This window comes from Pseudomonas sp. NUPR-002 (assembly GCF_056322725.1).
In genome coordinates this window covers 3,100,615-3,125,654 of sequence record NZ_CM150476.1, presented here as the reverse complement: position 1 = coordinate 3,125,654, position 25,040 = coordinate 3,100,615, and the positions used below count along the sequence as shown (strand labels likewise).

The window sequence follows — 25,040 nt, the reverse complement described above, 5'->3', positions numbered from 1 at the left end:
AGGTTTACGCCGCCAGCTTCTCTGCCTCGACCGGCGACCGGTATCCGTTGTAGCTGTGAGGCCTAGTGGTGTTGTAGCGGGTGATAAAGCGCTGCACATCCATTCGGGCCTCATGCTCCGAGTCGTAGCCATCTTCGGGTACCCACTCAGATTTCAGGCTTCCAAAAAACCGCTCCATCGGGGCGTTGTCCCAGCACTCGCCTTTACGGCTCATGCTCTGCCGGTGCCCATGCTCGCGCAGCTCATTTCTGAACTTGTGGCTGGTGTACTGACAGCCTTGGTCAGAGTGAAATAGCACACCCTTGGGGCGTCCGCGCAGCTCGGTTGCCATGCGTAAGGCCGCGCAGGTCAGTTCAGCATCCGAGATCATCGAGAACGACCAGCCGACAATCCGCCGTGCAAACAAGTCCAAGACAGCCGCGAAGTACAGCCAGCGCTTACCAGCCTTGATGTACGTTACATCTCCGCACCAGACCTCATTTGTCGCCCGCACATCGAATTGCCGTTTGAGCTCGTGCGGTGCGGTCAGGGCTTCAACGCCTGAAGATTTGTATTTGTGGCGTCTGCGTTGACGGCTGCTGATCCCAGCTTCTTGCATCAGGCGGCGCGCCTTGAAGCGGCCGACTGGGTGTCCACTGGCTTGCAGCATCTTGGCCAAGGTGCGCGAACCTGCCGCCCCTCTCGACTCACGATGATGTCTGATCAACTGGGCCTTGAGTTTTTCCCGTCCGGGGTAACGCCGGTCCTTACGCTGGCGCCAGCAGTAGAAACTGCTGCGGCTGACCCCAAGCACCCGACAACACTCATTAACGCCGTATTGCTCACCCAGCTCATCGATCAACGCGAGTGATCTTTGGCGTCCAAAAGCAGGAGAGCGCTGGCCTTTTTTAGGATTTCGATATCCCGGTCTTTCTGCTTGAGCAGGGCTTTGAGCCGTTGGATTTCCTGCTGGTCTGCCGTTATTGCCTTGGCACCCACAGGGGTTAAGCCTTGACGCTCCTGGCGCAGTTGATCGACCCAACGACGCAACGCTGTAGGGCCAATGCCTAAACTGGCACAGACCTGTGGAACTGATTGGCCTTCGTCCAGCACCATGCTGGCCGCCTGTAGCTTGAAGTCACTCGAGTAAGAATTACGCATATCCAAACACCTCAGGTTTGGGCGCCATCATAGCGCCCGATTGAGGTGTCCAGGATCATTAGGCCAGTTCAAGCCCGCTCCCACTAGAGCGTGGCCATATCAATGACAAAGCGGTATTTCACATCGTTGGCCTGCATGCGTTCGAAGGCCAGATTGATGTCCTGGATGCCGATCATTTCGCAGGTCGGCAGCACCTGGTGCTCGGCACAGAAATCCAGCAGTTCCTGAGTGTCCTGCAGGCCGCCGATCAGTGAACCGGTAATCGAGCGGTTGTTGATCATCAATAACGCGCCATGAATGGGCTCCAGCGGCTCGATCGCCCCGACCAGCACCAAGGTGCCGTTACGTCCCAGCAGCATCAAGTAAGGGTTGAGGTTGTGGCGGGTGGGGATGGTGTCGAGGATGAAGTCGAAGGCTGACGCCGCGCCTTTCATTGCTTGCGCATCGCTGGACAGCAGCACGTGGCGGGCACCCAGAGCACGGGCATCGTCGGCCTTGCCGGGCGAGCTGGTGATGACCGTGACCTCGGCACCCAGCGCTGCCGCCAGCTTGACGGCCATATGCCCCAGGCCGCCTAGGCCCACCACTGCGACTTTCATCCCGGCACCAACATTGTGGCGGCGCAGAGGCGTCCATACGGTGATACCCGCGCACAGCAGCGGGCCGGTAAAGCGTGGGTCGAGCGTTGCCGGTACCCGCAGAACAAAGTCTTCGCGCACCACGATGTGTTCGGCGTAACCACCGAAGGTCGTTTCGCCACTAAGGCGGTCTTTACCGTTGTAGGTCGGCGTCATGCTGCTGCACAGCTGCTCCTGGTGCGCGTGGCAGGGCGCACAGTGCTGACAACTGTCGACCATGCAGCCCACTGCCACACGGTCACCGATCTTGTAGCGGGTGACCGCGCTGCCGATAGCGGTGACATGGCCGACGATTTCATGCCCAGGCACACAGGGAAAACGTGTGCTGCCCCAGTCGTTGTGGGCGTAGTGCAGGTCTGAATGGCAGACACCGCAGTAGTCGATGGTGATGGCGACATCATCGTTGCGCAGGGCCCGGCGTTCAAAACGTAGTGGGGTAAGGGGGGCATGGGCTTCATGTGCGGCGTAGCCAAGGCAGGTGGTCATGAGCGTTTCCTCAGGTAGGCAAAGAAAGCGCCCCGCCGCGGCTGACGGCGGGGCGGGTTCAGGGTCAGATGGAAGGGCGCAGCCAGGGCGCCGCTGTGGTGTGCGGTGAAGCGATCTGGTTGGAAACCCACTTGCCCATGCGCCGCATGGGTTCGATGGCGTCCTGCGGGGCGGCGAATTTCATCGCCGCGGCGTACCCCAGCGAGACGATACGTTGGGCGCCGTGCAGCGGCAGGCGGTCTTTGAGCTCATCCTTGATCGACTCCGGATAAACGCCGACGGTCTGGGTATAGGCATCAACCGCATTCATCATCTCGTCCAGGCTTTCCACCGGCACCAGGTTGGCGGTACGGTCATCCAGACGGGCTGCGAAGGAGACCGCTTCGGGCAACTGCGAGCAAATGATCGCGCCTTCACCGTCTTTGCCGCCAATCACCTGGTACCACTCGTCATCCAGACGCAGTGCGTCGACTTCCGCTCTGAGCGCCGGGTCATAACGCTTGGGCGCCGTGCTCAGGGTATTGGGCAACGCCAGCATCGCGTCGTACACATAGCGGCCGAAGGTATTGAGGGTTGCCAGGCCCGCCTCATCGGTGCCGCTTTGCACGTAGACCACACGGGCGCAAACACAGCCTTTCTGGTTCAGCGCACCGATGTCAGCCGCCAGGCGTACTGCGGCTTCACGCATGGAGGCCTCGCTGTTGAAGGTGTCGCGGCCGATGATGCTGGCACTGCGTTTGGGGTCCAGCGAAATCAGCTCCAGCCCCGGCTGGATGTACTGGGTGACGTGCTTCATCGCGGCGTAACCGCCCCAGGCAACGATCTTCTCCAGGTTCTGCGGCTGGTACAGGCGTTGCTCGAGGGCCTGGTCTCCGCCTTTCCAATAGGCCACGCTCAGGTGCTTGGTCAGGGGATGGTCGGGCGCCATATCGACCATGGTGCGAGCGATGGCCAAGGCCGTGAACGGGTCGTTGGACGGCGCCTTGATAATCGCGTCACTGCGCAAGACCATGTTGCGGATGATGGTCCATAACGACAGCGCCACGGCATTACCGGCCACAATGTGCAAGGTACGCGCACCGAAGCAGCGCACTTCCAGCTCGGTACCATCGAGCAGCCGCTGCGACACCCAACCTTCCAGGTACTTGATGCCCACTGTGCTCTCCACCATCTCGCTGATGAAGTCTCGGGACAGCAGGTGCTGTAGCCCCATGTAGGACATCTTGACGATACTGGGGGTGGACGAGGAGGTCTGGTAGGACAGCTCACAGGCTTGCTGCAGATAGGGGTTGTGATCGAAATGCAGGCGCTCGCCAAGCGCCTCGGCATAGTCGAGGATGTCGTCGAAACTCAGGGCGTACAGGTCGGCCAGGCGGGCCGGATTGCCCAACGGCAGGCGTTCGATGTAGCAGTGCACGTCCGGGGTCAGGAAGGTCAGGTCGCCACCACGTCCACCGACTTCGATCAGGTTGTCGGTGATGACTTCGCCACGGATGATCAGCGGTGCAATAGGGTGGTTCATGATTAGCCCTCAAGGTTGTTCAAAAAGTCCATGGCTTCGCGGTGCGACCCTTCGGTTGCGGCGCAGGTGATCTTGTCGTCGCCGCCATTTTTTTCGCTGTAGCGTTGGATAGGGCCAGCCACGTAGGCGCCTGGGCGTCCGCACGGGCAAGGCGCATCCCATTCGATGGTCAATTCGTCGCCGGTAATGAAACCGCCCCAGCGGGTTTGCGCACCGAGGTCGAAGAACGCTGCCCGGCCGGTTACGCGGCCGGTGCGCGGCAGCGGTTTACTGGTCTGCGGGTCGAGCAGGTAGGTGATCACGGTCGGCGCCAGGTGAAAGTGATCGTGCTCGCAGCGCATGTGCGAACCACCCACCACCTCCGACATGGCATAGGTTTCGTGCAGCGTCTTGGCGCCGGTGAAACGCAACACGTCCTCGCGCCAGCCTTCTGGTTGCACCACGCCCTTGGCCCCGCCGGTGGTGGTGATATAGGAATCGGCGTGGAATACCCCCTCCAGCCCTTTGTTCAGCCCGGCTTTGGCCATGTTGTGCAGCAGGTTCCAGGTGGCGCCGACGTAGACACGCTTGCCGCTGAGCTGGGTGGTCATCTGTTCGAAGAACCGCGCCAGATGCTGCGGCATATCGGCCTGCAAGCGCTCGAACTCAGCCTTCTTGCTGTGCAGCGCCGGGGAAACCTGCAGGCGGTCGAGGGTGCCATTGGCATGCGCGGCGCGCACCCGTGCGCCCAGGTGCAAGACGTCACTGGACAGGGTGGCCGGGTAGGCGGGGTGGAAGTGCGCCTCATCCGCCAGCAAGGTAGTGATCAGAAATTCGCTAGCGCGAACATGGCTCAGGTAGCCCTTGCGGTAGTACGGATAGACCGCGTGCAGGGAAGGCTGTGGGCTATTCGGACCTTCCATGTTCCAGGCAAATAGCCGGCGCACCTCGAAGGCCTTCTCGAACTCGCGTACACCGTGCGGCAGAAAGGACAGGGTGCCCGAGGTGCCCGAAGTATGACTGATGCGCAGCCCCGGTACGGCTTTGTCCATGCTGTCGAACCAGTCGTCCAGCCCCTGGCACTGGCTGACGTCTGCAGCCAGGATCGCGGCGCCGACGTCCGGTGTCACCAGTTTCGCCAGCCACTTGTTGATGGCCGTGAAGTTCTTCTTCTCCAGCAAGGACGGCGGGTAGGACTTGTATACGGTATGTTCGAACAGCAGCGGCACCACGTCGTCGAGGGTCTCGATTCGCGCTACACCTTCAGCGTCGGCGAGTTTTTTCAGCATCGGGATACGTTCACGTAGCTCGGCGAAGCGCTGCTTCAGCCCGGCCAGCTGAAGCGCCTCGATTTCGCCGCGTGACTGACGTCCCCAGTTGTGGTGGGAGTGGTCGGCCAGGGCCGCAGGGTCGTTTAGCAGTTGTTGGAGTTGTTGTTCTGCACTGGACATTGTCGGACTCGCTGAGGAAGGTGAAAACCGGCGATAGCACCGGTGATCTACAGGGCCTGTGGTCAGGCTGTTGGCGCAGTATAAGGACGGAAAAGGCCCGGAACACTCCGCATTCCGACACCAGAATTCATCTGTAAGCTGTTGATGTAAAAGGTAAATATATAGCTGCCCTAAGGGCTGTCCGGAATTGGGCCAGCAGCACCGGCACGCCGTTACCCCCCTCGCACGGAGTGGGGAGCAGCTCCTGCGAACGTGATTAAGGTGCGGCTATAGGCTTCAGGCGCTAAGGAGAGAGTTGATGTCGAAAGCCAGCCCAGGCAGAGATGATGTAGACAATGTGCTGCGACGCCTGCGCTTCCCTGCGCGGCCCCGTAAGGAGCCCCGTCAGGCGCGCTCGATCGCCATGGTCAATGCCCTGCGTGAGACCGGCCGCAAAATTCTTGAAGAGCAAGGCCGCCAGGCCCTGACGCTATTCAACCTGTCGGAGCGCTCCGGCGTCGCCAGCAGTTCGATCTACGAGTACTTTCCGAGCATGGACGCGCTGGTCGCGGTAATTTTTGACGACCTGCGCCAGGAGTCGCGTACGCAGCTGATTACCGGGCTGGCCACGCTGCCGGACACGGCGCGCTTGCTCGATGGCTTGCTGTTCAGCATCAGGCTTGGCCTGAAGGCGCATCACAAGCGCCTGCAACTGGCCGCCGAATTCTCTGTGCGATCGGCTCAATACGATGAATTGGTACGCCTGGACCTGGTGGAGGCGCAGCATGTCTGGACCGCCAGTGTCGCACCGGCCTTGCTCAAGCGCTTTCCCGAAGAAGTGTGCGTGCAAAGCGTTGAGAAGGCGTTGTTCCTGGCCTTCCAGGCGCTCCTGGCGTTGCCACGGGCGATCGTTGTCGAGCGGCCTGACTACCTGGCCGAGGATGACACCGCGCAACTGCTGGCGCACATGATCTATGCGCTGCTTACCGCACCTGTCGCCCGCAACTGTTGATAACCAGAACGCTGAACCGCTAGCGGATCAATTCGCCAATACTGCCCTGTAAGGTGCCTTTGCCATGCGTTTGAACATTGTGTCCAGCCTGATGCTGGTTCCTTTAATGACCTGCACCACGCTCTACGCCGACAACCCAACGATCACCCCCAAGCCCGCCAGTGCCAGTACCGCTGCTCATAACGCAGCGGTATTGGCCACGTTGCCATTTGCCGACCGCAGCGATTTCGAGATGGCCAGCAAGGGCTTGGTAGCGGCCTTCGAGGGTGACATCAAGGACGCCAACGGCGCGATACTGCGAAGCAGTACGGTGTATGACTTCCTCAATGCCGAGGAGGCGCCCGCGACCGTCAATCCGAGCCTGTGGCGCCAGGCGCAGTTGAACGCGCACGTCGGTCTGTTCCAGGTCAGCGAACGTATTTACCAGCTGCGTGGATTCGACCTGGCGAACATGACCGTCATAGAGGGAGACACCGGGCTGATCGTCATCGACCCGCTGACATTCACCGAAACGGCCCGAGCTGCGCTCGACTTCTACTATCAGCACCGGCCTAAGAAACCGGTACGCGCGGTGCTCTATAGCCACAGCCATTTCGACCACTTTGGTGGCGTACGCGGCGTTATCGACGAGGCGGATGTCAAGGCAGGGAACGTGCAGGTCATCGCGCCTGCCGGGTTTATGGAGGAGGCCGTCAGCGAGAACCTGCTCGCGGGAACCGCCATGTTGCGCCGCTCGCAGTACCAGGCGGGCAGTCTGGTGCCCAGAGACGAGCGTGGCCAGTTAGACACTGGAATCGGCAAGGTCGGCAGTGGCAGTGGCACGATTGGCTTGATTGCGCCGACGCTGCTGGTGAAAGCCGCCTTTGAGCGTCATCGCATCGACGGGGTCGACATTGAGTTTCAACTGACGCCCGGTACTGAAGCACCGGCCGAGATGAACCTATATCTGCCACAGTTCAACGCCCTGGGCATGTCAGAAAACACCTCACATACCATGCACAACATCCTCACCCCGCGTGGTGCCCAGGTGCGCGATGCCAAAGGCTGGAGCCAGTACCTGGATGAGAGCCTGGCCCGCTACGGTGACAAGGCCCAGGTGCTGTTTACCCAACACAACTGGCCGACCTGGGGCGCGGCGAACATCCGCACAGTGCTGGCCGATCAGCGCGATATGTACGCCTACTTGAATGACCGTACCCTGCACCTGCTCAACCAGGGCCTGTCGCCGCTGGAGATAGCCGCAGACATGCAGAAACTGCCAGGTGAGCTGGAGCACAAATGGCACACACGCGGCTACTATGGCACGCTGAGCTTCAACGCTCGGGCGGTGTACCAGCGTTACCTGGGCTTCTATGACGCCAACCCGGCCAACCTTGACCCGCTGCCACCGCAAGAGAGCGGCAAGCACTATGTCGAGGCCATGGGCGGCAGCGCCAAGGTGTTGGAGCTGATGAACGCGGCCATGAGCAAGGGCGATTACCGCTGGGCGGCGCAACTGGGTAACCACCTGGTCTTTGCCGAGCCAGACAACGCCGCTGCCCGTGCCTTGCAAGCCGACGCCCTGGAGCAGATGGGCTACCAGGCGGAAAGTGCCTTATGGCGCAACATGTACCTGACCGGCGCCCAGGAGCTGCGCAAGGGTACGCCAGCGGCGGCTACAGCCAAGAGCGCTGTTGACATGATCCGCGCCCTCGAGCCGGGCATGTTCTTCGACTTCCTGGCCGTGCGGCTCGACAGCGAGAAGGCTGTTGGCCATGACATGACCCTCAACTGGTCGTTCACCGACCTCGATCAGCCATTCGCGTTGACCTTGCGCAATGGCGTACTGACCCAACGTCCAGGTGTTGCGCATGACAAACCCGATGTGACGGTACGCATGAGCAAGGCCACGCTGGACCGCATTGGCATGCGTCAGCTCGACATGGCGACCGCCATCCGCCAGGGGGATGTGCGCATCGAAGGCGACCAGCAGAAGCTGGCCACTCTCATGACCTCGCTCACCACCTTCCAGCCGACCTTTAACATTGTCACCCCTTGAAGGGGTGACTGTACTGCCTGCTGAATCAGCATTGACCACAGCTGCATGCCAAAATTGTATGCAAAAAATCCGTCAATCTGTTGTCGCACAGTAGGCACAGCTGTATATTCCCGCGCCATTGATGGCATAAGGCCACTCTTCCTTCGCCGACGCAGTGCGCGTCGGCACTTCTCTTACCGTGTGAAACCGGACCCGTCCGGGTATCGCCCGGTAATGATTTTTTCAAGCAGTGGCAATAGAAGGGTTAAAAGGATGTTCAACGCAGTGGTGAAGGTGTTGGCTGATATCAGCGTGCGGTCGAAACTGACCCTGGGTTTTGCGCTGGTGTTGTTACTGACCGTGGTGGTTGCAGGCATTGGTTGGGCCGGGCTGAGCGAGCTCGGCGAACGCAGTGCCAAGCTCAGCAGCATCGCCAGCATCAACGAAGTTGCACGCGACATGCGCATTGCGCGCCTGAACTACACGGTGTCGCCGGGTGCTGCGCAGGCAGCGCAGATGGTCAAAGTGACCGATGATCTCAACGATCAGCTCGATACGCTCGCCAAGCAATTCACCGATGCTGGCGATCAGCGTTCGATCGAGCAGGCGGACGCTGCGGTGCAGCGCTACCGCGAGCACTTTCAGAATTACGCCCAGGCCCTTGAGGCGCGCAACGAAACCCAGGCTAATCAAGCCCTGGAAGTGCTGGACAGCGCGCTGAAAAGCCTGCTGGACGCCTCGGGGCAGCTGTCGCTTAGCCAGTCGACAAAGCGTGACACTGAAGTGCAGTCGTCGCTCCAGCGCCTGGTCTTTACCGCCGTGTTGGCGCTGGTGCTTGGTGTCTTGGCCGCTTGGTTGATCACCCGCTTGATCGTGCAGCCGCTGCAGGTTGCCTTGCAGAGCGCCGAACGGGTGGCCAACGGCAACCTGAGCCAGGACATCCAGGTGAATCGGCGTGACGAACTGGGCGCGTTGCAGACCAGCATGCAGCGTATGACCGAGAACCTGCGCGACCTGATCGGCAGCTTGCGCGACGGCGTGGTGCAGATTGCAACGGCCGCCGAAGAGCTGTCGGCGGTCACCGAACAGACCAGTGCAGGCGTCAACAGCCAGAAGGTCGAGACCGATCAGGTGGCAACGGCCATGAACCAGATGGCTGCGACCGTGCAGGAAGTCGCGCGCAGCGCTGAACAGGCGTCGAATGCGGCAGTCAATGCCGGCCTCGAAGCGCGCGAAAGCGATACCGTGGTCAACCAGGCCATCGAGCAAATCACCCATCTGGACACTGAGGTGGGGCATTCGACCGACGCCATGGCCGAGCTCAAGCGTGAGAGCGACAAGATCGGTACGGTACTGGATGTGATCAAGTCGGTCGCCCAGCAAACCAACCTGCTGGCCCTGAACGCGGCCATTGAAGCAGCACGTGCCGGTGAGGCCGGGCGTGGTTTTGCGGTGGTTGCCGATGAAGTGCGCAGCCTGGCGCAACGCACCCAGACCTCCACCGAAGAGATCGAGGAACTGATTGGTGGCTTGCACCGTGGCACCCAGCAGGTGGGCGACATCCTCGAACGCAGCCGCGCATTGACCAGCAACAGTGTTGAGTTGACGCGCCGAGCAGGCACGTCGCTGCTGAACATCACCCGTTCGGTGGCCACCATCGAATCGATGAACCTGCAGATCGCCACTGCATCGGAGCAACAGACCGCAGTAGCCGAGGAAATCAACCGCAGCGTGCTCAACGTACGCGACGTGTCCGAGCAAACCGCAGCGGCCAGTGAGGAAACCGCGGCCTCCAGTATCGAACTGGCCCGTTTGGGTGTGCACCTGCAGGCGCTGGTGGGCAAATTCAAGCTGTGATTGGCCCGCTACCCAGGCCGTTGGCCAACGGCCTGGGTCGGCGTTATGCTGAATCGACAATCCCTCGGGATGTTGATCATGTACCGGATAATGCTGTTACTCGCGGCCAGCCTGGTGGCTGGCTGTCAGGCGCCGCTACCCAAGGCAGACCCACAGATGGCCTGGGTCGATTTCTCTACGCCATTTCCCAACGACCGCTTGCTGCTGGCTGAGCGCCTGGACAAACAGCGCCTGCGTGACGGACGTTTTTTCCAGGTGACGCCCGGCAGCCACGAGTTGGTGGTGCGCTTCGACTACGAAGTCACCGGCGGCGGGGGTATGAGCATGATGGGCGGTACGACCGTGCGCACCTGCTACCTGACCCTCAACTACGCCCATTTCAGTGCAGGCCAACGCTACGTGCTTGAAGGCCGTTCGATGGCGATGACCCCTGAAGCGCACTTGTACAACGCCAAGCGCGAAATCGTTGCACAGGTCAGTGACTACTATTGCCTGATGTGAGGGCCAGCAGATTTCGCTCAAGTGAGGCGGCTGGTATCGACCTCATGCTCGTCTTCAAAGGCCATGAACAGTTGCAGATCAAGCACGTCCAGCTTGATTCGGGCAATAAACGCAGAAAACGCCAGGTTCGCAGCAAGGCGCCGCAGGTCGCTAGCCCAGGCCGGAATATAAGTAGGCCCCTGCAACCAGCCGGACTCAAACAGCGGCGCCAGGTGCAGGGTATCGCCCAGGCTCAGGCGTCCGGCAAACAGATGCCCCACCAGTTCCGGACGGTTGTCGCGGATCGCCACGCGCAACAGGGTGTGCACACCGAGCAGCCCGGTCAGGTAGGCGGCATCTTTGGTAAACGCCGACCCACCGCGCACAGTGGCGCCGCGAAAAATGCGCTGGGTTGAACGGAACGACTCTTCCTCTGACTGACCGGCGTTGAGAAACCCCTCAAACACCTGGATGAAGTCGGCGCCATCCAGTGCTTGCTGCACCGCGAGCACCCGCAAGGCCAGGCGCCGCAGGCGGTTGATGTCCATGCTGCCGGTCAGCAGCTCGGCCAGCGTGGCTATACCTTCCTGGGTCTGGGTGGTGCGGGGTGCGCCCAAGGCCAGGCATTTGAGGTTGGGCTGGCGCGCACCGTTCTGCGCGGTGGCCACATGCACGAAGGCTTCATGCTGCAGCAATTGCTGCTTGTCCAGCTCGGTGAACAAAGCGCTGGCACGCAGGCGAATGCGGCTTGTCCCGGCAATTGCCTTGGCGGCCAGATCAGGGTCAAGCTTGATGCTGATCTGGCCTGGGCCAAAAAAGCGGTCCAGCTCTGGTTGCAGCCAGGCGGCAAACTCACTGGCCGGGATCTGCGCCGGGCTTGGAGCGATATGGCTGCCGCCGAGCAGGGCATCGGTGGTTTTCAGAAAGAAATGCGCGGCGTCGAGCATGCTCAGCTTCTGCCGCGGGTAGTAGAAGTCCGGGCGCCGGTACAGTGCCGAAGAATATTGGGTAAACGCCGGGGTCCCCATGGCCCCCAACATACGCCCGGCCGTGGCGTAGCTGTGAGCAGTCCTGGCGAGGAAGTGACCGGCCGGATGGCCTTGGTCGCACTGTGCGACAAAGCTGTCCAGCGCCGCGATGTCGGCGCCGTGCTCGCGCGGGCTGAACTCGACCTTGGGTAACTGCGCCTTGCCGCTGCGCCATTGAGCCAGAAACACCTCTTCGACACCGTCCGGCCATGCCAGCGCGTCGAGTACGCGGATTTTGCGGGTTAAACCGGGCAACGCGGCATCGAGTTCAGACAGCGACAGGGCACTCATGGCAGTCACCTTGAGAGTGGTCGATCCATCGCTCTAGCGTAGTCCTTGTCAGACCCGCCTGAGGCTCCAGGCAACTGATGTCACGATGAAAATTGCTGTGGGTGCAAAACCGGTGTTTCAATGGGCGGTCCGCTTTGCCACTCATGCCAGAGCAGGGCGATCACAAAGGACTGGATCATGCTGTTCAGAGGGATACACCGGCTGCTGCTGGTGCTGCAATGGATCATCGGTGCTGCGGGATTTTTCCTGCCAGCGCTGATCCTCGGTGAAAGCATCGATGTCGGCTTGCAGCCGTTCTCCGCCATGTTCATGGCCTTCATCCTCGGGGTTCTCAGCCTCTGCGTACACGAAGGCGGGCATTACCTGGGCGCTAGATACGCTGGCATGACGGTGCTTTCGGTGCGGGTGCTGGCCGTGGAGCTGCAACCGTTGCAGCACGGCTGGAAGTTGCGCTGGTCGCGTCACGCCAAAGGTCAGCCACTGGGCGGCTATGTCATGGCGGTGCACGCGTCGCAGCAGCCAATGCGCCAGGCAATGCTGGTGTTCACCCTGGCTGGGCCAGTACTCAACCTGTTCGTGGCGGGAGTGTGCCTGGCACTTTCGTCGCTGTTTATTGGTGAGTTCGCAGCGCTATTGTTGGCGCTAGGGGTGTGCAACCTGAGCACCGGGCTGGCCAACCTGATCCCCACGGTCAGCCCGGGCCGTGTCAGCGATGGCGCGGGATTTCTGGCGTGGCTCAGCAAACCGGATGAACAGGGGCCGGCACTGGCCAATGCGCGGTTGCTGGCACTGACCGTTGCGGGTACGCAAGCTGAGGATTTGCCTGAAGTCGATCTTGAGCAACTGAGCGCCGAACCGCTGCCCGCGTCCTTGACTGCGCTGGGCTTTCGCCTGTATGCCCGGCAGAATCTGGCGGATTGGGGCGCTGCGGTGGCGCTCGGCAATGAGTTGCAGGCACTGTTGGCAGCGCCTCCTGCTGCGTTGCGGCAAAGCATGGTTTTGCTGTCGATTGTACGGGCGGAGCTGACATTTTCGCGGGCGATGCTTGAGTGCGATGCCCGCGAGTTGAATGACTTCTTGTTCCACGCGCCAATCGACTGGTACGCCCCCAGTTTCCGGCCGCGTTGTCTGGCGCTGCGCGCTGCGCTTGCCGGTGACACCGAGCGCTCGGCGCACTTTGTGCAGCAAGCCGCGGACCTGGCGGCTAACAGCCAGGATCGCTCCCAGCGCCTGCGCGAACAACGACTGGCCGGTTACATCCAGGCATTGCTCACGGCGTCTGCAGACTCGCCAGCGCGGCCCGACCCTGCGCCGACAGCTGCGGTTCCAGCTGCTTCCAACTGAACGCCAGATCGACATCACATCCGTCACCGGTAGGTTGATTGGCCAGGCGCATGCCCTGGGAATCGAAGCTCAGGTCGTAATTGTCGTAGCTGGCAACATCGGGGCAGTCGGCATCTGCCTCTGCCTGGGTTTGCAGCCAGGTGGCGAAGGTTTTGGGCAGTTTTACATGCCCGGAGTAAGGGCTGTACCACTGGAAATCAGCACCGACCCAGGTCCACGGATCGACGGATTCGCCAGTTTGCAGATTCCAGGTGTGCAGGCCCCAACTGATGCCATTGCGGCCAAAGCCTGCCGTCCAGCGGTAAAACCTGACGGTGATCCACTGCGATGACCAATAGGTGGGTTCCACACTGATCTCACTCGTCGTCGCAGCGCCATCGCGGCCCAGGTATTCACGGCGCTCGATGAAAAACTGTTGCTGGTCCTCTGGGCTGACGGCCAGCCGTGCCAGTTGCTGGTTGATCTTGTCGATAGCCGGGGTATCGCCCGCCAACCTGATGGTGACCTGGGCGCCTTGGGTTCTGAGCTGATAGGCGTGCTCGTCGAAGGTTTTTTTCTCTACCTTGACGGGCAGCGGTGCTGCCTCCATGGGCGCGTTATAGGCGTCACCACCACAGCCTTCAGCACTTGCGCGGGTCAATGCCAAGGGCAGGGGGTTGGCGCCTGCCGCTTTGCGCCAGGTGCCACTCAGCGTTTTGCCGTTCACCGCTTGCAGATCCCAGAGCCCGGTGTTGCCTTCTTCGCTCCAGACGCCACCGGTTTGTTCCCGGGTTAGCTGGATCGGTGTAAGAAAGCGCTGGTAGTAATAGCTGCCGTTGCTGTCGGGAGCGGTGTTGAAACAGGCGGTGATTGCAGACTTGCCGAGCGTGCCTTTCCAGACGCCGGCGAGGTCGGTGGGCGCGGCACTGGCATAGGTAGAAGTGCAGGCGAGTACCAGGGCGGCCAAGGGTTTGCGCATGAGGATCGGACTTCCAGTTGTCTGACGGGCGCTCATCATAGCTGATGGTGCTCTTTCGCGGCGCAAGGCCGCTCCTACCGGGGATCACTGTAGGAGCGGCCTTGCGCCGCGAAAACAATGGCCAGCTGATCATTGTGCTCAGTTCTGGTTCTGGCAATTTATTCCAGCAACGCGGTACTCCAGAATATTTAGTTCTCCACTGGAGTCTTCATAAGTCATTTGCGCAGGCATCACATTGCAATTCTTTTTAGTCGAAGTAACGTTGATAACTTTATCAATATCCAACTTGGTTCCATAACGATAGTGAGTAACTTCCGGTGGGTTCTTACCTCTGGCCGCTGCAAGCTCACGCATTGCCTGCTCGTTTGCCTGAATCATCTTTCCGTGCACGGGATCAGTACTACCGTCTGCCGTCGCGAAAGATGAAGTGCTCAGGACCAGTATGGCGCTAATAGCGATCAATGATTTCATGGCGCATCACTCCAGTGGGTGTGATGCAAGAATAAAATGCCATGCCTGTCATTCTAATGATGCACAGATTACATCGACGACATGTCAGCCACACGACGCTCGAAGTGGTTGCCAAGCGAACTTTTTCAACATGACGGATTTGTAGTATTGGCGTAATCCCTGTGGCAGGAAACCGGGCATAGCATCAGTTTGCCAACCCACTACAGTGAGGTTTCATCATGAACGGTTCACCTGTGCAATTACTGATCACCGCACTTATCTTTAGCGCCACCACTCAAGCCGTAGCGAATCCGTCCGCCAGTGACGCCGACATTGGCCAACAGACTCAAGCAACGCCTGCAACACGCAGCGTTTTCATCAAGATGGACGACATTCGCTACGGTCAGAAGTCGATTGATGTAACGCCTGGCGAGACGGTCCGTTTTATAGTGAAGAACGAAGGGGCGCTGATGCATGAATTCAACATCGGCAAGGCTACTGCGCAGCTGGAACATCAGCGCGAGATGGCGGCGCTTTTCAAAGACGGCACACTGACGCCGACGGGCAAGGCGAAATCGATTGTCTGGCGCGAGTACTTCACCGCGCCGAGCGATATGGACCCGCCGCGCTATCCAGAGGTGATTGAAGCCAGGCATGACGATCCTAACGCCATCCTTGTTGAACCCGGCACTACCAAAGAGTTTGTCTGGACCTTCGCCGATGCCTCCAGCCTGAACTTCGCTTGCACCTTGCCGGGCCATTATCAGGCCGGAATGGTGGGTGAATTTGTCATGCGTTGAGCTGAGCGTTGCGATCCGCAGCGCTGTTTTAGCAATCGGTGCCTGATATCAACTGGCGGTGTATTCGAGCGAGTGTGGAGACTGCGCGTGCGGGTGGCCTCGGTGAGTCGCTGGAGATTTGAGTGGAATAGACAACGCGAGTGAGATGTTCAACTGCGTGCCTGGACAATGAACAGGGCTGAAATAGTCGGGCGGAGTACAAATGTACTCCGCCTGTGTAATTCGGCTACCAGTCGGTGATAGAAGATCCAGAGTGATGGCTTATAGCCACGAAGGCCATGTACGATCCACGCTTTGTCATAGACATGGATAGCCGCTAATGGAGCTTATAGCGTTAATCGCAGGCATTACCGCCTGTGTGTTTCTGGTGCAAAGCATCAGGGCAAAGGGAATGATCAGCCAGCTGAAAACTGAGCTTGGAGCCAGGCAGAACGATCTGAAGGCTACAGAAGAAGAGGTCACTGCACTCCGGCAGCAATTAGCACGAGAGGTGAAGGAGCTGGAGCGCTTCAAGGACATCCTGGACGCAGAAGCGGAAGCCGCTCGCATCCTGGATGAAACCCGAGCAGAACGTACCCAGCTACTGCACCAGGCCCAAGCTAAAGTCAGTGAGGCGGAGATCCGACTGAAACAGGCTATTGCAAATGCAGAAACGCAGAGCGGTCAGATCCTCGGCAAGACCAGATTGGAACGTGAGCAACTGTTGCAACAGGCTCAGCTTAAGGTCAGCCAGGCTGAAGAACGATTGCAGCAGGCCGTTGTAGACGCAGCGAAAATTGTTGCCGATGCCCAGATTCGTGCTGAACAAGTAGCGGGGGATGCCTTGGCCGCTATGGGTAAAGCCAAGCACTACACTGATGCCGCCCAGGCTATGAAGAACGTTGTGGAAGGGTATGGCGACGCTTACATCGTTCCGACCTACAACCTGCTGGACGACCTGGCAGAGGAATTTGGCTTCACCGAGGCCGGCCAGAAGCTCAAAGCGGCCCGGGAGTTCTCTCGTCTGATGATCAAGACGGGTAGAGCTGCAGCATGTGATTACGTGGAGGCGAATCGACGTGACACTGCTGTGCGCTTTGTGGTGGACGCATTTAACGGCAAAGTCGACTCAATTCTTTCCCGTACCAAGTCCGACAATCACGGCAAGCTTGAACAGGAGATCCGTGATGCTGCTGCGTTGGTCAATCTCAACGGAGCCCCGTTCCGCAATGCCCGGATTAATGAAGAGTACTTGGCCTCCCGCCTGGAGGAGTTGCGTTGGGCAGTGACTGCTAAGCTGCTCAAAGATCAGGAACGTGAAGAGCAACGCCAGTTGCGTGAGCAAATCCGCGAGGAAGAAAAAGCTCGCCGGGAATATGAGCGAGCGATCAAGGAAGCAGCCAAAGAAGAGGCCACCTTGCGCAAAGCGCTGGAGAAAGCTCAGGAGCAGGTTGCCGCCGCCAGCGCCGCTGAACGAGCAGAGTTCGAGGCTCGACTGGCGCTTCTACAAGTGCAATTGCAGGCCGCTGAGGACAAGAATCAGCGCGCTCTTTCCATGGCTCAGCAGACGCGTGCAGGTCATGTCTATGTCATTTCCAACATTGGTTCCTTCGGTGAGCAAGTGTTCAAGATCGGCATGACCCGCCGCCTTGAACCGCTGGATCGGGTGCGTGAACTCGGTGACGCAAGTGTTCCGTTCGAGTTCGACATCCACGCCATGATCTTCAGCGACGATGCCCCTGGGCTTGAGAAAAAGCTTCACCGTCACTTCCTGCGAGAGCAGGTGAACAAGGTCAACCCACGCAAGGAGTTCTTCCGCATTGGCCTGCCGGCGATACGTGAAGAGCTCGAACAGTTGGGTGTTGAAACACAATGGACGATGAGCGCTAAGGCACTTGAGTTCAAAGAGACGCAGCGTATCGAGCAGCAGATTACCGAGAACCCGGCCATTGCCGCAGAGTGGACGCGCCATCAGCTTGAAGTAGAAGAAGCTATCGAGCAGTCCGAGGAAGAGGCTCTGGTTTCAGCGTAAACACCGTTGCCGACGAGGCGTCGAGCCACAGCCACCAGCCGAAACGCTGGGCGAAGGGCTAGGCGCCAATGCTCATTTGCAGGCAGTACCATAGCCGTCACGCTGAGTCGGACAGGTTTACTCCCGAACAGACGTTGCGCCGCTGGGCACCGCCGCTACTGGCAGCGCTTGCAGTGCATCGGCAAGGAAATCCACAAACACCCGGACTTTCTGCGATACATGCCGATGGCTGGCGTACAAGGCATAGATCGAACGCCGCGGCATGGACTGCTCTGGGAGTAATTGCAGCAACTGGCCGCTGTCGAGCAACGGCTGGGCGATGAACGAGGGCAGGGCGCCGATGCCCAGGCCAGCCAGCAGCATGTCGCTCAGCATCAGGCTGTTGTCTACTGCAAGGCGCACAGGCAATTCCAGACGGCTATTGCCTTGTGGGCCTTGTAACTGCCAGCTGCCGGGATGTTCTGCCAGACGATAGGCCAGGCAACTGTGGTCACGCAGGTCGTCGACGCGCTGCGGCGTGCCGTTGGCCTGCAGGTAAGCTGGCGCCGCGCAGATCACTTGGGCAATGTCCCCCAGGCGTCTGGCGACCAGCGATGAGTCCGGCAAGTGGCTGCGAATCCGCAGCGAAACATCAAAGCCCTCGCTGACCACGTCCAACAGGCGATCATCGAGGGTGAGCTCGACCTTCAGTTGCGGGTAGCGCTGCATGAACGCCACCAGAATCGGCGACAGTACCTTGAGGCCAAACGACAACGGCGCGTTGACCCGAAGGCACCCGCTGGGCTCGCTGGAACCGCTCTGGGTCGCACGTTCCAGAGCGTCCAGCTCATCGAGTAAGTGGCAGCATTCGCTGAAGTACGCCTGACCGGCCTCGGACAGGCTCATGCGCCGGGTGGTGCGCAGCAGCAACAGGCTGCCCAGGCGTTCCTCCAGCTGTCGCACTTGCTTGCTCACCGCCGCAGTAGATTGCCCCAGGTCGACAGCCGCCAGACTGAAGCTGCCGCGCTCAACCACGCGGCGAAAGGTACGCATGGCCAGCAATACATCCATATATTTTCTCCTGGGTTGAATATCAATTAACCAAACGCCTGATTATCTATGATTTAGCAGCCAATACCATGAGTGCTCCCCCTTTTAGGAGCTATCTCATGCAGCAGCGATCGTGGATCAAAAACCTTACCGGGCTGGCCGTCTTGTCGGTGCTCGGCTCACTGTACAGTGCCGGCGCGCTGGCCAAGCCCGACGTGGGTATCAGCCCCTGGGGCGAGAAAGACGAAATAGGGCGCCTGAACCTGATGACCCCGCAGTCGCAGGCTGCGATCATGGCCCGGGTCAACGGCGCCCAGGCCTATGACCTGGCGGTGGAGTACTTTGTCGGCATGCCCAGCTGGCAAGCCGCAGGCGACCCGCCTTACCAGATGTGGATGACCCACACTCCACACGGCAACGTCATCGCCGACCCGATGAAAGTCGGCGAGCCGATGAACCAGCACGTCAGCTACAGCGGCTCGGCAGTGTCGATGTACGCCCACATGGGCACCCATATCGACGCACTCAACCACTTTGGACTCAACGGTAAAATCTGGAACGGCTTTCGTGCCGACCAGCACCTGGGAGACCGTGGCTGGAACGTCACCGGTGCAGAGAAACTGCCACCGATCATCGCTCGCGGGGTCATGATTGATGTCGCGGTGGCCAAGGGCCTGGAGCAACTGGCGGATAACTACCGCGTCACCCGCAGCGATTTGCAGCAGGCGTTGGCCAAGCAACAGGTGGTGCTGGAGAAAGGCGATGTCGTGCTGATCCGTACCGGGCGCATGCGTGACTATGAAAACGCCCAGGCGTACATGGCCAACCCACCGGGTTTAAGCCTGGATGCGGCGAAATTCCTGGTCGAGGAGAGCGGGGCGATGGTGGTCGGCGCTGATAACCTGAGTTTCGAGACGTTCCCGTCGGAAGTCGAAGGCAACTACCTGCCGGTGCACACCTACCTGTTGGCCATGCAGGGCGCGCCGATCATCGAACTGGTGAACCTGGAAGGTTTGTCCAAGGACCGGGTTTATCAGTTCGCCTTTGTCGGCGCTTCGTTGAAACTGCGCGGAGCGGATGCGGCGCCGATGCGGCCGATGGCGTTGCCGGTGCGCTGAAACTGAGGCAGGGCAATTTTAAAAGAGAACGCCTGCTTAATCTGAATGATTAAACAGGCGCCCCCTCATTTACGCTGAAGTGAAGTTAGCTCAGCGAGCAATCAGCTTTGGCAGAAACGGATACGGTTACCGAACGGATCGTAGACTTCCAGAAGTTTGCCCCAATCCTGCTCGACAATGTCTGGCCGTCCAAAACCGTAGCGTTTGCTGATCAGTTCGTCGCGAAACAGCTCAATGTTGTGCATGGGAACGAAAAGGGTCGTTCCCGGACTTGCGTCGCCATGATGCTCGGAAAGGTGGATCTGCAGACTGTCGCGGCTGAGCCCCAGATACAGGGGAAGATCAGCTTCGAAACGGTGTTCGAACTCGACGCTGAAGCCAAGAAAATCGAGATAAAACTCTCTTGCCTTCGCTTCATCGAACATTCGCAGTATCGGTATGGCTTTTTTCAGCGTGACGGCAGGGGCCGTCGATTCGTGAGGAAGCACGGCTGAAGCGGTATTCCAATCCTTGTATCCCAGCTGCTGGGCCACCATTTCAAGCGCAGCGCTATGGGATAACTCGTGATTGCGGGCCTCAAGTGAGGTACGCAGACGCTTGGCCATCCGCTTGGCGTTTTCGATTGTCGACATCATTGCTCCTGGAGTCGAAGCTTCTTGGTGCTCGCGTTGCCAAACCTCGACTATCAAGAGAGATGCGAAAGGGTCTGGAGTACATATGCTTTCACCTTCCTTATCGGTGCGAGCGGCAGGCAGCATAAGCCTGCGCTGATACTACACAGTCAGGGGATTCGACGAAACCAGGTCGTTGCCGAAATTGACGATTCAGCCCCGCCAACTAGTCTACTTTCTGGTTTCCAGCTTCGACGCTATGGCGTTTGGATACGTCTTTCTACTCTGTGCCACCGGAGGGTTCCGCATGGCCTCATCACGTAAATTACTGTTGTGTGTCCTACCTTTCTGCCTAGTGCTGGGCCATGGGGCACAGGCAGCACCAGCGGATCTGCTGCTGTCCACACCCGCAACCCCCGACAATGTGCAGAAAGGCTTGCAGGCCGATGGCTACAGCCTGGCCATCTCGGCCTACAACTGGGGCTACCCGCTGGTGCGCATGGAACGTGTCGCACGCGAGTACACCACGGTGCCTTCGCCCAAACCCAAGACCAGCTACCGCGCCGAGCTGAACCAGATCGGCTGGGCCACCGAGCTGGCCTCTCCGGCGGCGAAGGACATGCCGACGGCCAATAATGACACCTACTACATGAGCGCAGTGGTGAACCTCACCGAGCCCTACGTGCTCACCGTACCCGACACCCACGACCGCTATTACGTGGTCGACGTCTTCAACATGTGGCAGGAGCTGGAGCATTACATCGGGCGTCGCACCACGGGTACCAAGGCCGGCAAGTTCGTTCTGGTGCCACCGGGCTGGAAGGGCTCGCTACCTGAGGATGCCAAGCGCCTGGACGTTTCCACCTCGAAGGTCTGGCTCTGGGGCCGCTTGCACGTCAAGCAAGGTGAGAACGCCGCACCGGTGCTGGCGCTGCAAAAGCAGTTCAACCTTGTGCCCTTGAGTGGCAAACCCGCCAAGGACTCCACCTTGCCGCCCCTGCCGACAACCGGGGCCGATGAGCTGGGTTTCTTCACCGAGCTGGCCGCAGCGCTCCAGCACAATCCGGTTAAACCGGCGGACGCCGCACTGTTCGCGCAATTCTCCCGTATCGGCCTGACTGAAAAAAGCTTTGACCCTGGCAAACTCGACCCGGCCACCCGCAAAGGGCTGACCGAGGGCCTGAAAGACGCGCCCTACGTGGCCATTGCCTCGTTGGCCAGCACCTCGTCGATCCGCAGTGGCTGGAACTGGGTGACCGGCCTGGACAGCTTCGGCTACAACTACCCGCTGCGGGCCATGGTCGCCGGGCCTTACCTGGGTGGGCAGGGCGAGCACGAAGCGATGTACCCCATCCGCTTTACCGACAGCAACAACCAGCCGCTGGTTGGCAGTAACCGGTACGAGGTGAAACTGGCCTCGGCGCCGCCAGTGGGCGCGTTCTGGTCGCTGACGATGTACGACGCCAGCGACAAGATGCTGGTCGACAACGAACTGGCTCGCTACAAGGTCGGCACCGACACGCCAGGCCTTACGGTGGCCAAGGACGGCTCGATCACCATGCCGATTTCCCATGCCAAGCCCCAAGGTGACAACGCGGCCAACTGGCTTCCCGCCCCGCAAGGCGGCTTCTACGTGATTCTGCGGCTATACCAACCTTCGCAAGCGATCCTTTCTGGCGAATGGGTAATGCCACAACTGACCAAAGTTGAGTGACCTCAGACGCATTTAGGAGCAGCAGATGAAAGCATGCAGATTATTCGTCGTAGGGGCTGGTTTGATGGCGGTGATGAACTGGGCCAGCGCCCAGACCGACCCGCAGGGAGGACAGCCAGCTGCCGATGCCAAGGCTTCGGTCAGCGATTTCGATTACCAGCTCAAGTACCAGCGAGCCTTCGAGGCGGTGCTATGGGGGATTCCGGCAACGGCCATCTACAGCTTTCGGCGGGCCGGCGAGCACGATCTTGCTCTGAAGGACAATGACATCATTGCCTACTCCTCAACCGCCACGCCGAAGCTGGAAGCGATTACGGCCAACAGCACCACGCCTTACATTTCTGCATTTACCGACTTGCGCAAAGGTCCGGTTGTCCTGGAAGTACCCGTCGCAGGAGAGCAAGGCAGCGTCTACGGCCAGGTGGTCGATGCCTGGCAACTGACGATTGCCGACGTCGGCCCCTCGGGGGTGGACAAGGGCAAGGGCGGCAAGTTGCTGTTCACGCCCCCCGGTTATGACGGCAAAATTCCGCAAGGGTATATCCACATCCCTTCGCCCAACTACCGCATTGCCCTGGCATTCCGCTCTGTGCCCGCACCGGGCAAGAGCGTGGCGGACGCGTACGCGTATGCCCAGAAGCTGCGCATGTATTACTTGGCCGATGCGGCCAATCCGCCGAAGCAACGTTTTGTCGACCCGATCAACGACCGCTATCCGACATTGCCGCTGTACGACGAGCGCTACTTCGAAGACCTGCATGCCATTGTCAGCGTCGAGCCGGTCAAGCCGCAGGACAAAGTGATGATGGGCATGCTGTCGTCACTGGGCATCGAGCACGGCAAACCCTTCGCACCGGACGAGACCAGCAAGCGGGCGATGCGCCAGGCGGCCGTCGATGCGTGGTATTACCTGCAGCACTGGTTCGACAACTTCCCGAAAGACAGGCTCTACTGGACCGACCGGCACTACGCCTCGTTGCTGATGACCGACGCCAACAAGACCTTCACCTTCGTCGATGACAACCGCGTCGACCTCATCAACCGAGCCGCCGAGTACTTCTGGTGCACCTACATGCCCAAGGCACTGAGTGCCACACCGGCGACCCAGTACATGATGGCGATGGCTGACAAGGATGGAAAGCTGCTGGAGGCCGGCAAGCTTTACAAGCTGGACATTCCCGCGAAGATGCCAGTGAAGCAGTTCTGGGCACTGACCGTGTACGATCGCGCCACCATGGCGTTCATCTACAGCGAATCGAACCGGACAACGCTGTCGTCCTTTGACCTGGAGAAAATGCACAAGAACGCCGATGGCGGTGTCACCCTCTACGTCGGGCCGAAGGCGCCTGCAGGCATGGAGTCGAACTGGATTCCCACATCCGGCAAGCGTCCATTACCCGCCATTCGTTTCTATGGGCCCACTCAGGAGATGAACGACAAGACGTTCAAATTGCCTGATTTCGAAGTGGTGGAATAAGCCTATGGAAACTTCTCAGACTGATGGGTGCAGCGCCATTTTTTGGCAGCGCTGCCGTTGTCACTCTTCCGCCGTTTTTTGATTCTTGAAGCAGGGAAGGGGGTGGCAAGCGCCCCCTATCAGGAACGCTGGTAAAGGCAAAGTGCGCACGCTGTTCGGCATTTCTCGCGATATGTCTTAAGATAGCCGGTTGCCGAAAGAACCGTCATGGCCATTGCCATGAAGGGCTTTCATTCTTTGCAAATAAGTGTGGTGAAGATGAACAAGCCTTTCATTTCGCTGTGCCCTGAAATTACTCGGGCACACGCGCTGACGTTGATGGACTGGTTGGAGGATGAGCGCGTCACCTGTTATCTGAGCGATTCACGTCATGTCTCCCGTTCCATCGAGCAAGCCATCGATCGAACGCAATTGCCGATCCTGACCCATCTATTCAACCGCGGCGGCCGATTCTTCATGGCCTACGACCGGCACGACGCCCCAGTGGGCTTTGTCCGTCTCGTCAAGACCGGTTCAAACTGCGAGATCGTCCTGGTCATCGGCGACAGCAAAAAATGGGGCCGCAACCTTGGCGCTCGCACCATCCGCGAAGGCATGAAACTGGCCTTCCTCGACATGCGGGCCGAGAAGCTCATCGCCAAGATCCACCCAGACAACGGGCGCTCGCTGAAAGCTTTCCTGCGCAGCGGCTTTCTGCTTGAGAGCGAAACGCCGACATTGAAATCATTCTCCATGACGATGGGGCGCTATCTGCAGCTGCTACGCGAAGGTGCCGTTGGCGACGCCACGGGGATCTACATCACTGAAATCGACAAGGCCAGGCTCGAGAGCCTGATCGTGCTCGAACAAGGCCCGGCCGTTATTGAACTCGAACATGAGCTTGAGCGAGCCATTGTCGTCAAACCGCAGCAGGTGGCGCGCAATGTCGTCACGATGAACTCCAGGGCCTTGCTGCAGTTGGACGACGAACAGATCGAGGTGGCTTTGGTTTACCCAGAAGACGCGGACAGCAGCGCCGGGAAGCATTCTGTGTGCTCCGACATCGGTGCCGCCATCCTGGGCTATCAGGAGGGGGACGCCATCGATTGGCGAATTTCTGATCGGACCCGGAGGATTGAGATCAGGAAAGTGCTTTATCAGCCGGAGGCTGCGGGCGATTTTCATCTGTGATTGAGCCTTGAATTTAGTGTTCGTCCATCAGGCGCGAAGATTCCCCAAAGGGCGGGGCGTCGTTTGTCGTGCCTGATGCGGACTATCTGTCACAGGCCGTGCCGTTCGCCGTGTATAACCGGGTTGAAGCGGATGGTTGACTGGCCGAAGAGCGTGACCTGCTCAAACGCAGACTGAAGGCGCTTCGCATTGGCCGGTGTTCGTTTCTTGGTGGCCAAGTCTGATCAATTCGGAGAGCAGCAGATAGTGGGGTAGGGAGTAGGAGGTATCGGCTATTAGATGATAGTCTGGGCTTGCTCGCTCCACCAGTCCGAGCGAACGGGCTGCGTCGATGTGGCTGTAGCCTGGTCGAGCACCAAGCTGGCTGCTTCGCGCTTGAACTCGGGGGTAAAGGTACGGCGTTGCTTGGTCATCAGGCACTTCTCTGTGGCGAGCATTCTCGCCTAAATGGGTGTCCGGAATCATTAGACCACTACAC

The 25,040-nt window shown here is 59.5% G+C and carries 20 protein-coding genes and 1 pseudogene; 11 read left to right on the top strand and 10 right to left on the bottom strand.

Annotated elements, in window-relative coordinates:
• Positions 1–4 precede the first annotated feature (4 nt).
• From ACVWSC_RS14175 to ACVWSC_RS14160, 4 genes are all read right to left on the bottom strand, one after another.
• Positions 5–1,140 (bottom strand): IS3 family transposase gene (locus ACVWSC_RS14175; RefSeq protein ID WP_442108379.1). Its coding sequence is split into 2 segments (ribosomal slippage): positions 5–867 and positions 867–1,140, totalling 1,137 coding nucleotides; the frame shifts between segments, so codons are not numbered across the junction.
• Between the two features lie 83 nt (positions 1,141–1,223).
• Positions 1,224–2,264: an NAD(P)-dependent alcohol dehydrogenase gene (locus ACVWSC_RS14170; protein ID WP_442114212.1), complete on the bottom strand. Its 1,041-nt coding sequence runs from the start codon at positions 2,262–2,264 to the stop codon at positions 1,224–1,226.
• Positions 2,265–2,328: 64 nt separating this feature from the next.
• Positions 2,329–3,786 carry an acyl-CoA reductase gene (locus ACVWSC_RS14165; protein ID WP_442114211.1) on the bottom strand — a complete coding sequence of 486 codons (1,458 nt, stop codon included), beginning with the start codon at positions 3,784–3,786 and terminating at the stop codon, positions 2,329–2,331.
• Between the two features lie 2 nt (positions 3,787–3,788).
• Positions 3,789–5,216, bottom strand: a complete 1,428-nt coding sequence (locus ACVWSC_RS14160; protein ID WP_442114210.1) for a phenylacetate--CoA ligase family protein — start codon at positions 5,214–5,216, stop codon at positions 3,789–3,791.
• A gap of 298 nt (positions 5,217–5,514) precedes the next feature.
• On the opposite strand from ACVWSC_RS14160, the gene ACVWSC_RS14155 reads away from it, so the two are divergent.
• The 4 genes from ACVWSC_RS14155 (at position 5,515) to ACVWSC_RS14140 (ending at position 10,582) form a co-directional block, all read left to right on the top strand.
• Positions 5,515–6,207: a TetR/AcrR family transcriptional regulator gene (locus tag ACVWSC_RS14155; RefSeq protein WP_442114209.1), complete on the top strand. Its 693-nt coding sequence runs from the start codon at positions 5,515–5,517 to the stop codon at positions 6,205–6,207.
• A gap of 91 nt (positions 6,208–6,298) precedes the next feature.
• Entirely contained in the window at positions 6,299–8,245 is a 1,947-nt protein-coding gene (locus ACVWSC_RS14150) for an alkyl/aryl-sulfatase (protein WP_442114303.1), read from the top strand.
• A 324-nt stretch (positions 8,246–8,569) separates the two neighbouring features.
• Positions 8,570–10,081, top strand: coding sequence for a methyl-accepting chemotaxis protein (locus ACVWSC_RS14145; RefSeq protein WP_476461747.1), 1,512 nt, complete (start codon positions 8,570–8,572; stop codon positions 10,079–10,081).
• Positions 10,082–10,159: 78 nt separating this feature from the next.
• The gene (locus ACVWSC_RS14140; protein WP_442114207.1) at positions 10,160–10,582 is read left to right on the top strand and encodes a PA0061/PA0062 family lipoprotein; all 423 of its coding nucleotides are present in this window, start codon (positions 10,160–10,162) and stop codon (positions 10,580–10,582) included.
• A gap of 17 nt (positions 10,583–10,599) precedes the next feature.
• Here ACVWSC_RS14140 and ACVWSC_RS14135 read toward each other — a convergent pair whose 3' ends face one another.
• On the bottom strand, positions 10,600–11,880 hold the full coding sequence (locus ACVWSC_RS14135; RefSeq protein WP_442114206.1) for a flavohemoglobin expression-modulating QEGLA motif protein: 1,281 nt from the start codon (positions 11,878–11,880) through the stop codon (positions 10,600–10,602).
• Positions 11,881–12,057: 177 nt separating this feature from the next.
• Here ACVWSC_RS14135 and ACVWSC_RS14130 point away from each other — a divergent pair, with 177 nt between their 5' ends.
• Positions 12,058–13,224 carry a M50 family metallopeptidase gene (locus tag ACVWSC_RS14130; RefSeq protein WP_442114205.1) on the top strand — a complete coding sequence of 389 codons (1,167 nt, stop codon included), beginning with the start codon at positions 12,058–12,060 and terminating at the stop codon, positions 13,222–13,224.
• Here ACVWSC_RS14130 and ACVWSC_RS14125 read toward each other — a convergent pair.
• Both ACVWSC_RS14125 and ACVWSC_RS14120 read right to left on the bottom strand, forming a co-directional pair.
• Positions 13,151–14,182 (bottom strand): hypothetical protein, encoded by a 1,032-nt coding sequence (locus tag ACVWSC_RS14125; RefSeq protein ID WP_442114204.1) that lies wholly within the window; start codon positions 14,180–14,182, stop codon positions 13,151–13,153. The genes ACVWSC_RS14130 and ACVWSC_RS14125 overlap by 74 nt on opposite strands.
• A gap of 138 nt (positions 14,183–14,320) precedes the next feature.
• Complete coding sequence (locus tag ACVWSC_RS14120; protein WP_442114203.1) at positions 14,321–14,653, bottom strand: DUF2790 domain-containing protein; 333 nt, start codon at positions 14,651–14,653, stop codon at positions 14,321–14,323.
• A 218-nt stretch (positions 14,654–14,871) separates the two neighbouring features.
• Here ACVWSC_RS14120 and ACVWSC_RS14115 point away from each other — a divergent pair, with 218 nt between their 5' ends.
• Together ACVWSC_RS14115 and ACVWSC_RS14110 are read left to right on the top strand one after the other, a co-directional pair.
• Positions 14,872–15,432, top strand: a complete 561-nt coding sequence (locus ACVWSC_RS14115; RefSeq protein WP_442114202.1) for a cupredoxin domain-containing protein — start codon at positions 14,872–14,874, stop codon at positions 15,430–15,432.
• Positions 15,433–15,751: 319 nt separating this feature from the next.
• On the top strand, positions 15,752–17,443 hold the full coding sequence (locus ACVWSC_RS14110; protein ID WP_442114201.1) for an SNIPE associated domain-containing protein: 1,692 nt from the start codon (positions 15,752–15,754) through the stop codon (positions 17,441–17,443).
• A 117-nt stretch (positions 17,444–17,560) separates the two neighbouring features.
• On the opposite strand, the gene ACVWSC_RS14105 is transcribed toward ACVWSC_RS14110, so the two are convergent.
• The gene (locus tag ACVWSC_RS14105; RefSeq protein ID WP_442114200.1) at positions 17,561–18,493 is read right to left on the bottom strand and encodes a LysR family transcriptional regulator; all 933 of its coding nucleotides are present in this window, start codon (positions 18,491–18,493) and stop codon (positions 17,561–17,563) included.
• Positions 18,494–18,591: 98 nt separating this feature from the next.
• Between ACVWSC_RS14105 and ACVWSC_RS14100 the strand changes: the two genes are divergently transcribed.
• The gene (locus ACVWSC_RS14100; RefSeq protein WP_442114199.1) at positions 18,592–19,590 is read left to right on the top strand and encodes a cyclase family protein; all 999 of its coding nucleotides are present in this window, start codon (positions 18,592–18,594) and stop codon (positions 19,588–19,590) included.
• 101 nt (positions 19,591–19,691) lie between these two features.
• Here ACVWSC_RS14100 and ACVWSC_RS14095 read toward each other — a convergent pair whose 3' ends face one another.
• Complete coding sequence (locus ACVWSC_RS14095; protein WP_442114198.1) at positions 19,692–20,222, bottom strand: glyoxalase superfamily protein; 531 nt, start codon at positions 20,220–20,222, stop codon at positions 19,692–19,694.
• A 286-nt stretch (positions 20,223–20,508) separates the two neighbouring features.
• On the opposite strand from ACVWSC_RS14095, the gene ACVWSC_RS14090 reads away from it, so the two are divergent.
• The 3 genes from ACVWSC_RS14090 (at position 20,509) to ACVWSC_RS14080 (ending at position 24,562) form a co-directional block, all read left to right on the top strand.
• Complete coding sequence (locus ACVWSC_RS14090) at positions 20,509–21,915, top strand: DUF1254 domain-containing protein (RefSeq protein WP_442114197.1); 1,407 nt, start codon at positions 20,509–20,511, stop codon at positions 21,913–21,915.
• Between the two features lie 25 nt (positions 21,916–21,940).
• Positions 21,941–23,392 carry a DUF1254 domain-containing protein gene (locus ACVWSC_RS14085; RefSeq protein ID WP_442114196.1) on the top strand — a complete coding sequence of 484 codons (1,452 nt, stop codon included), beginning with the start codon at positions 21,941–21,943 and terminating at the stop codon, positions 23,390–23,392.
• 207 nt (positions 23,393–23,599) lie between these two features.
• Complete coding sequence (locus ACVWSC_RS14080) at positions 23,600–24,562, top strand: bifunctional GNAT family N-acetyltransferase/nucleoside diphosphate kinase regulator (protein WP_442114195.1); 963 nt, start codon at positions 23,600–23,602, stop codon at positions 24,560–24,562.
• Between the two features lie 294 nt (positions 24,563–24,856).
• On the opposite strand, the pseudogene ACVWSC_RS14075 reads toward ACVWSC_RS14080, so the two are convergent.
• Positions 24,857–24,975: pseudogene (locus tag ACVWSC_RS14075) on the bottom strand (transposase); the annotation flags it as partial.
• Between the last annotated feature and the right edge of the window lie 65 nt (positions 24,976–25,040).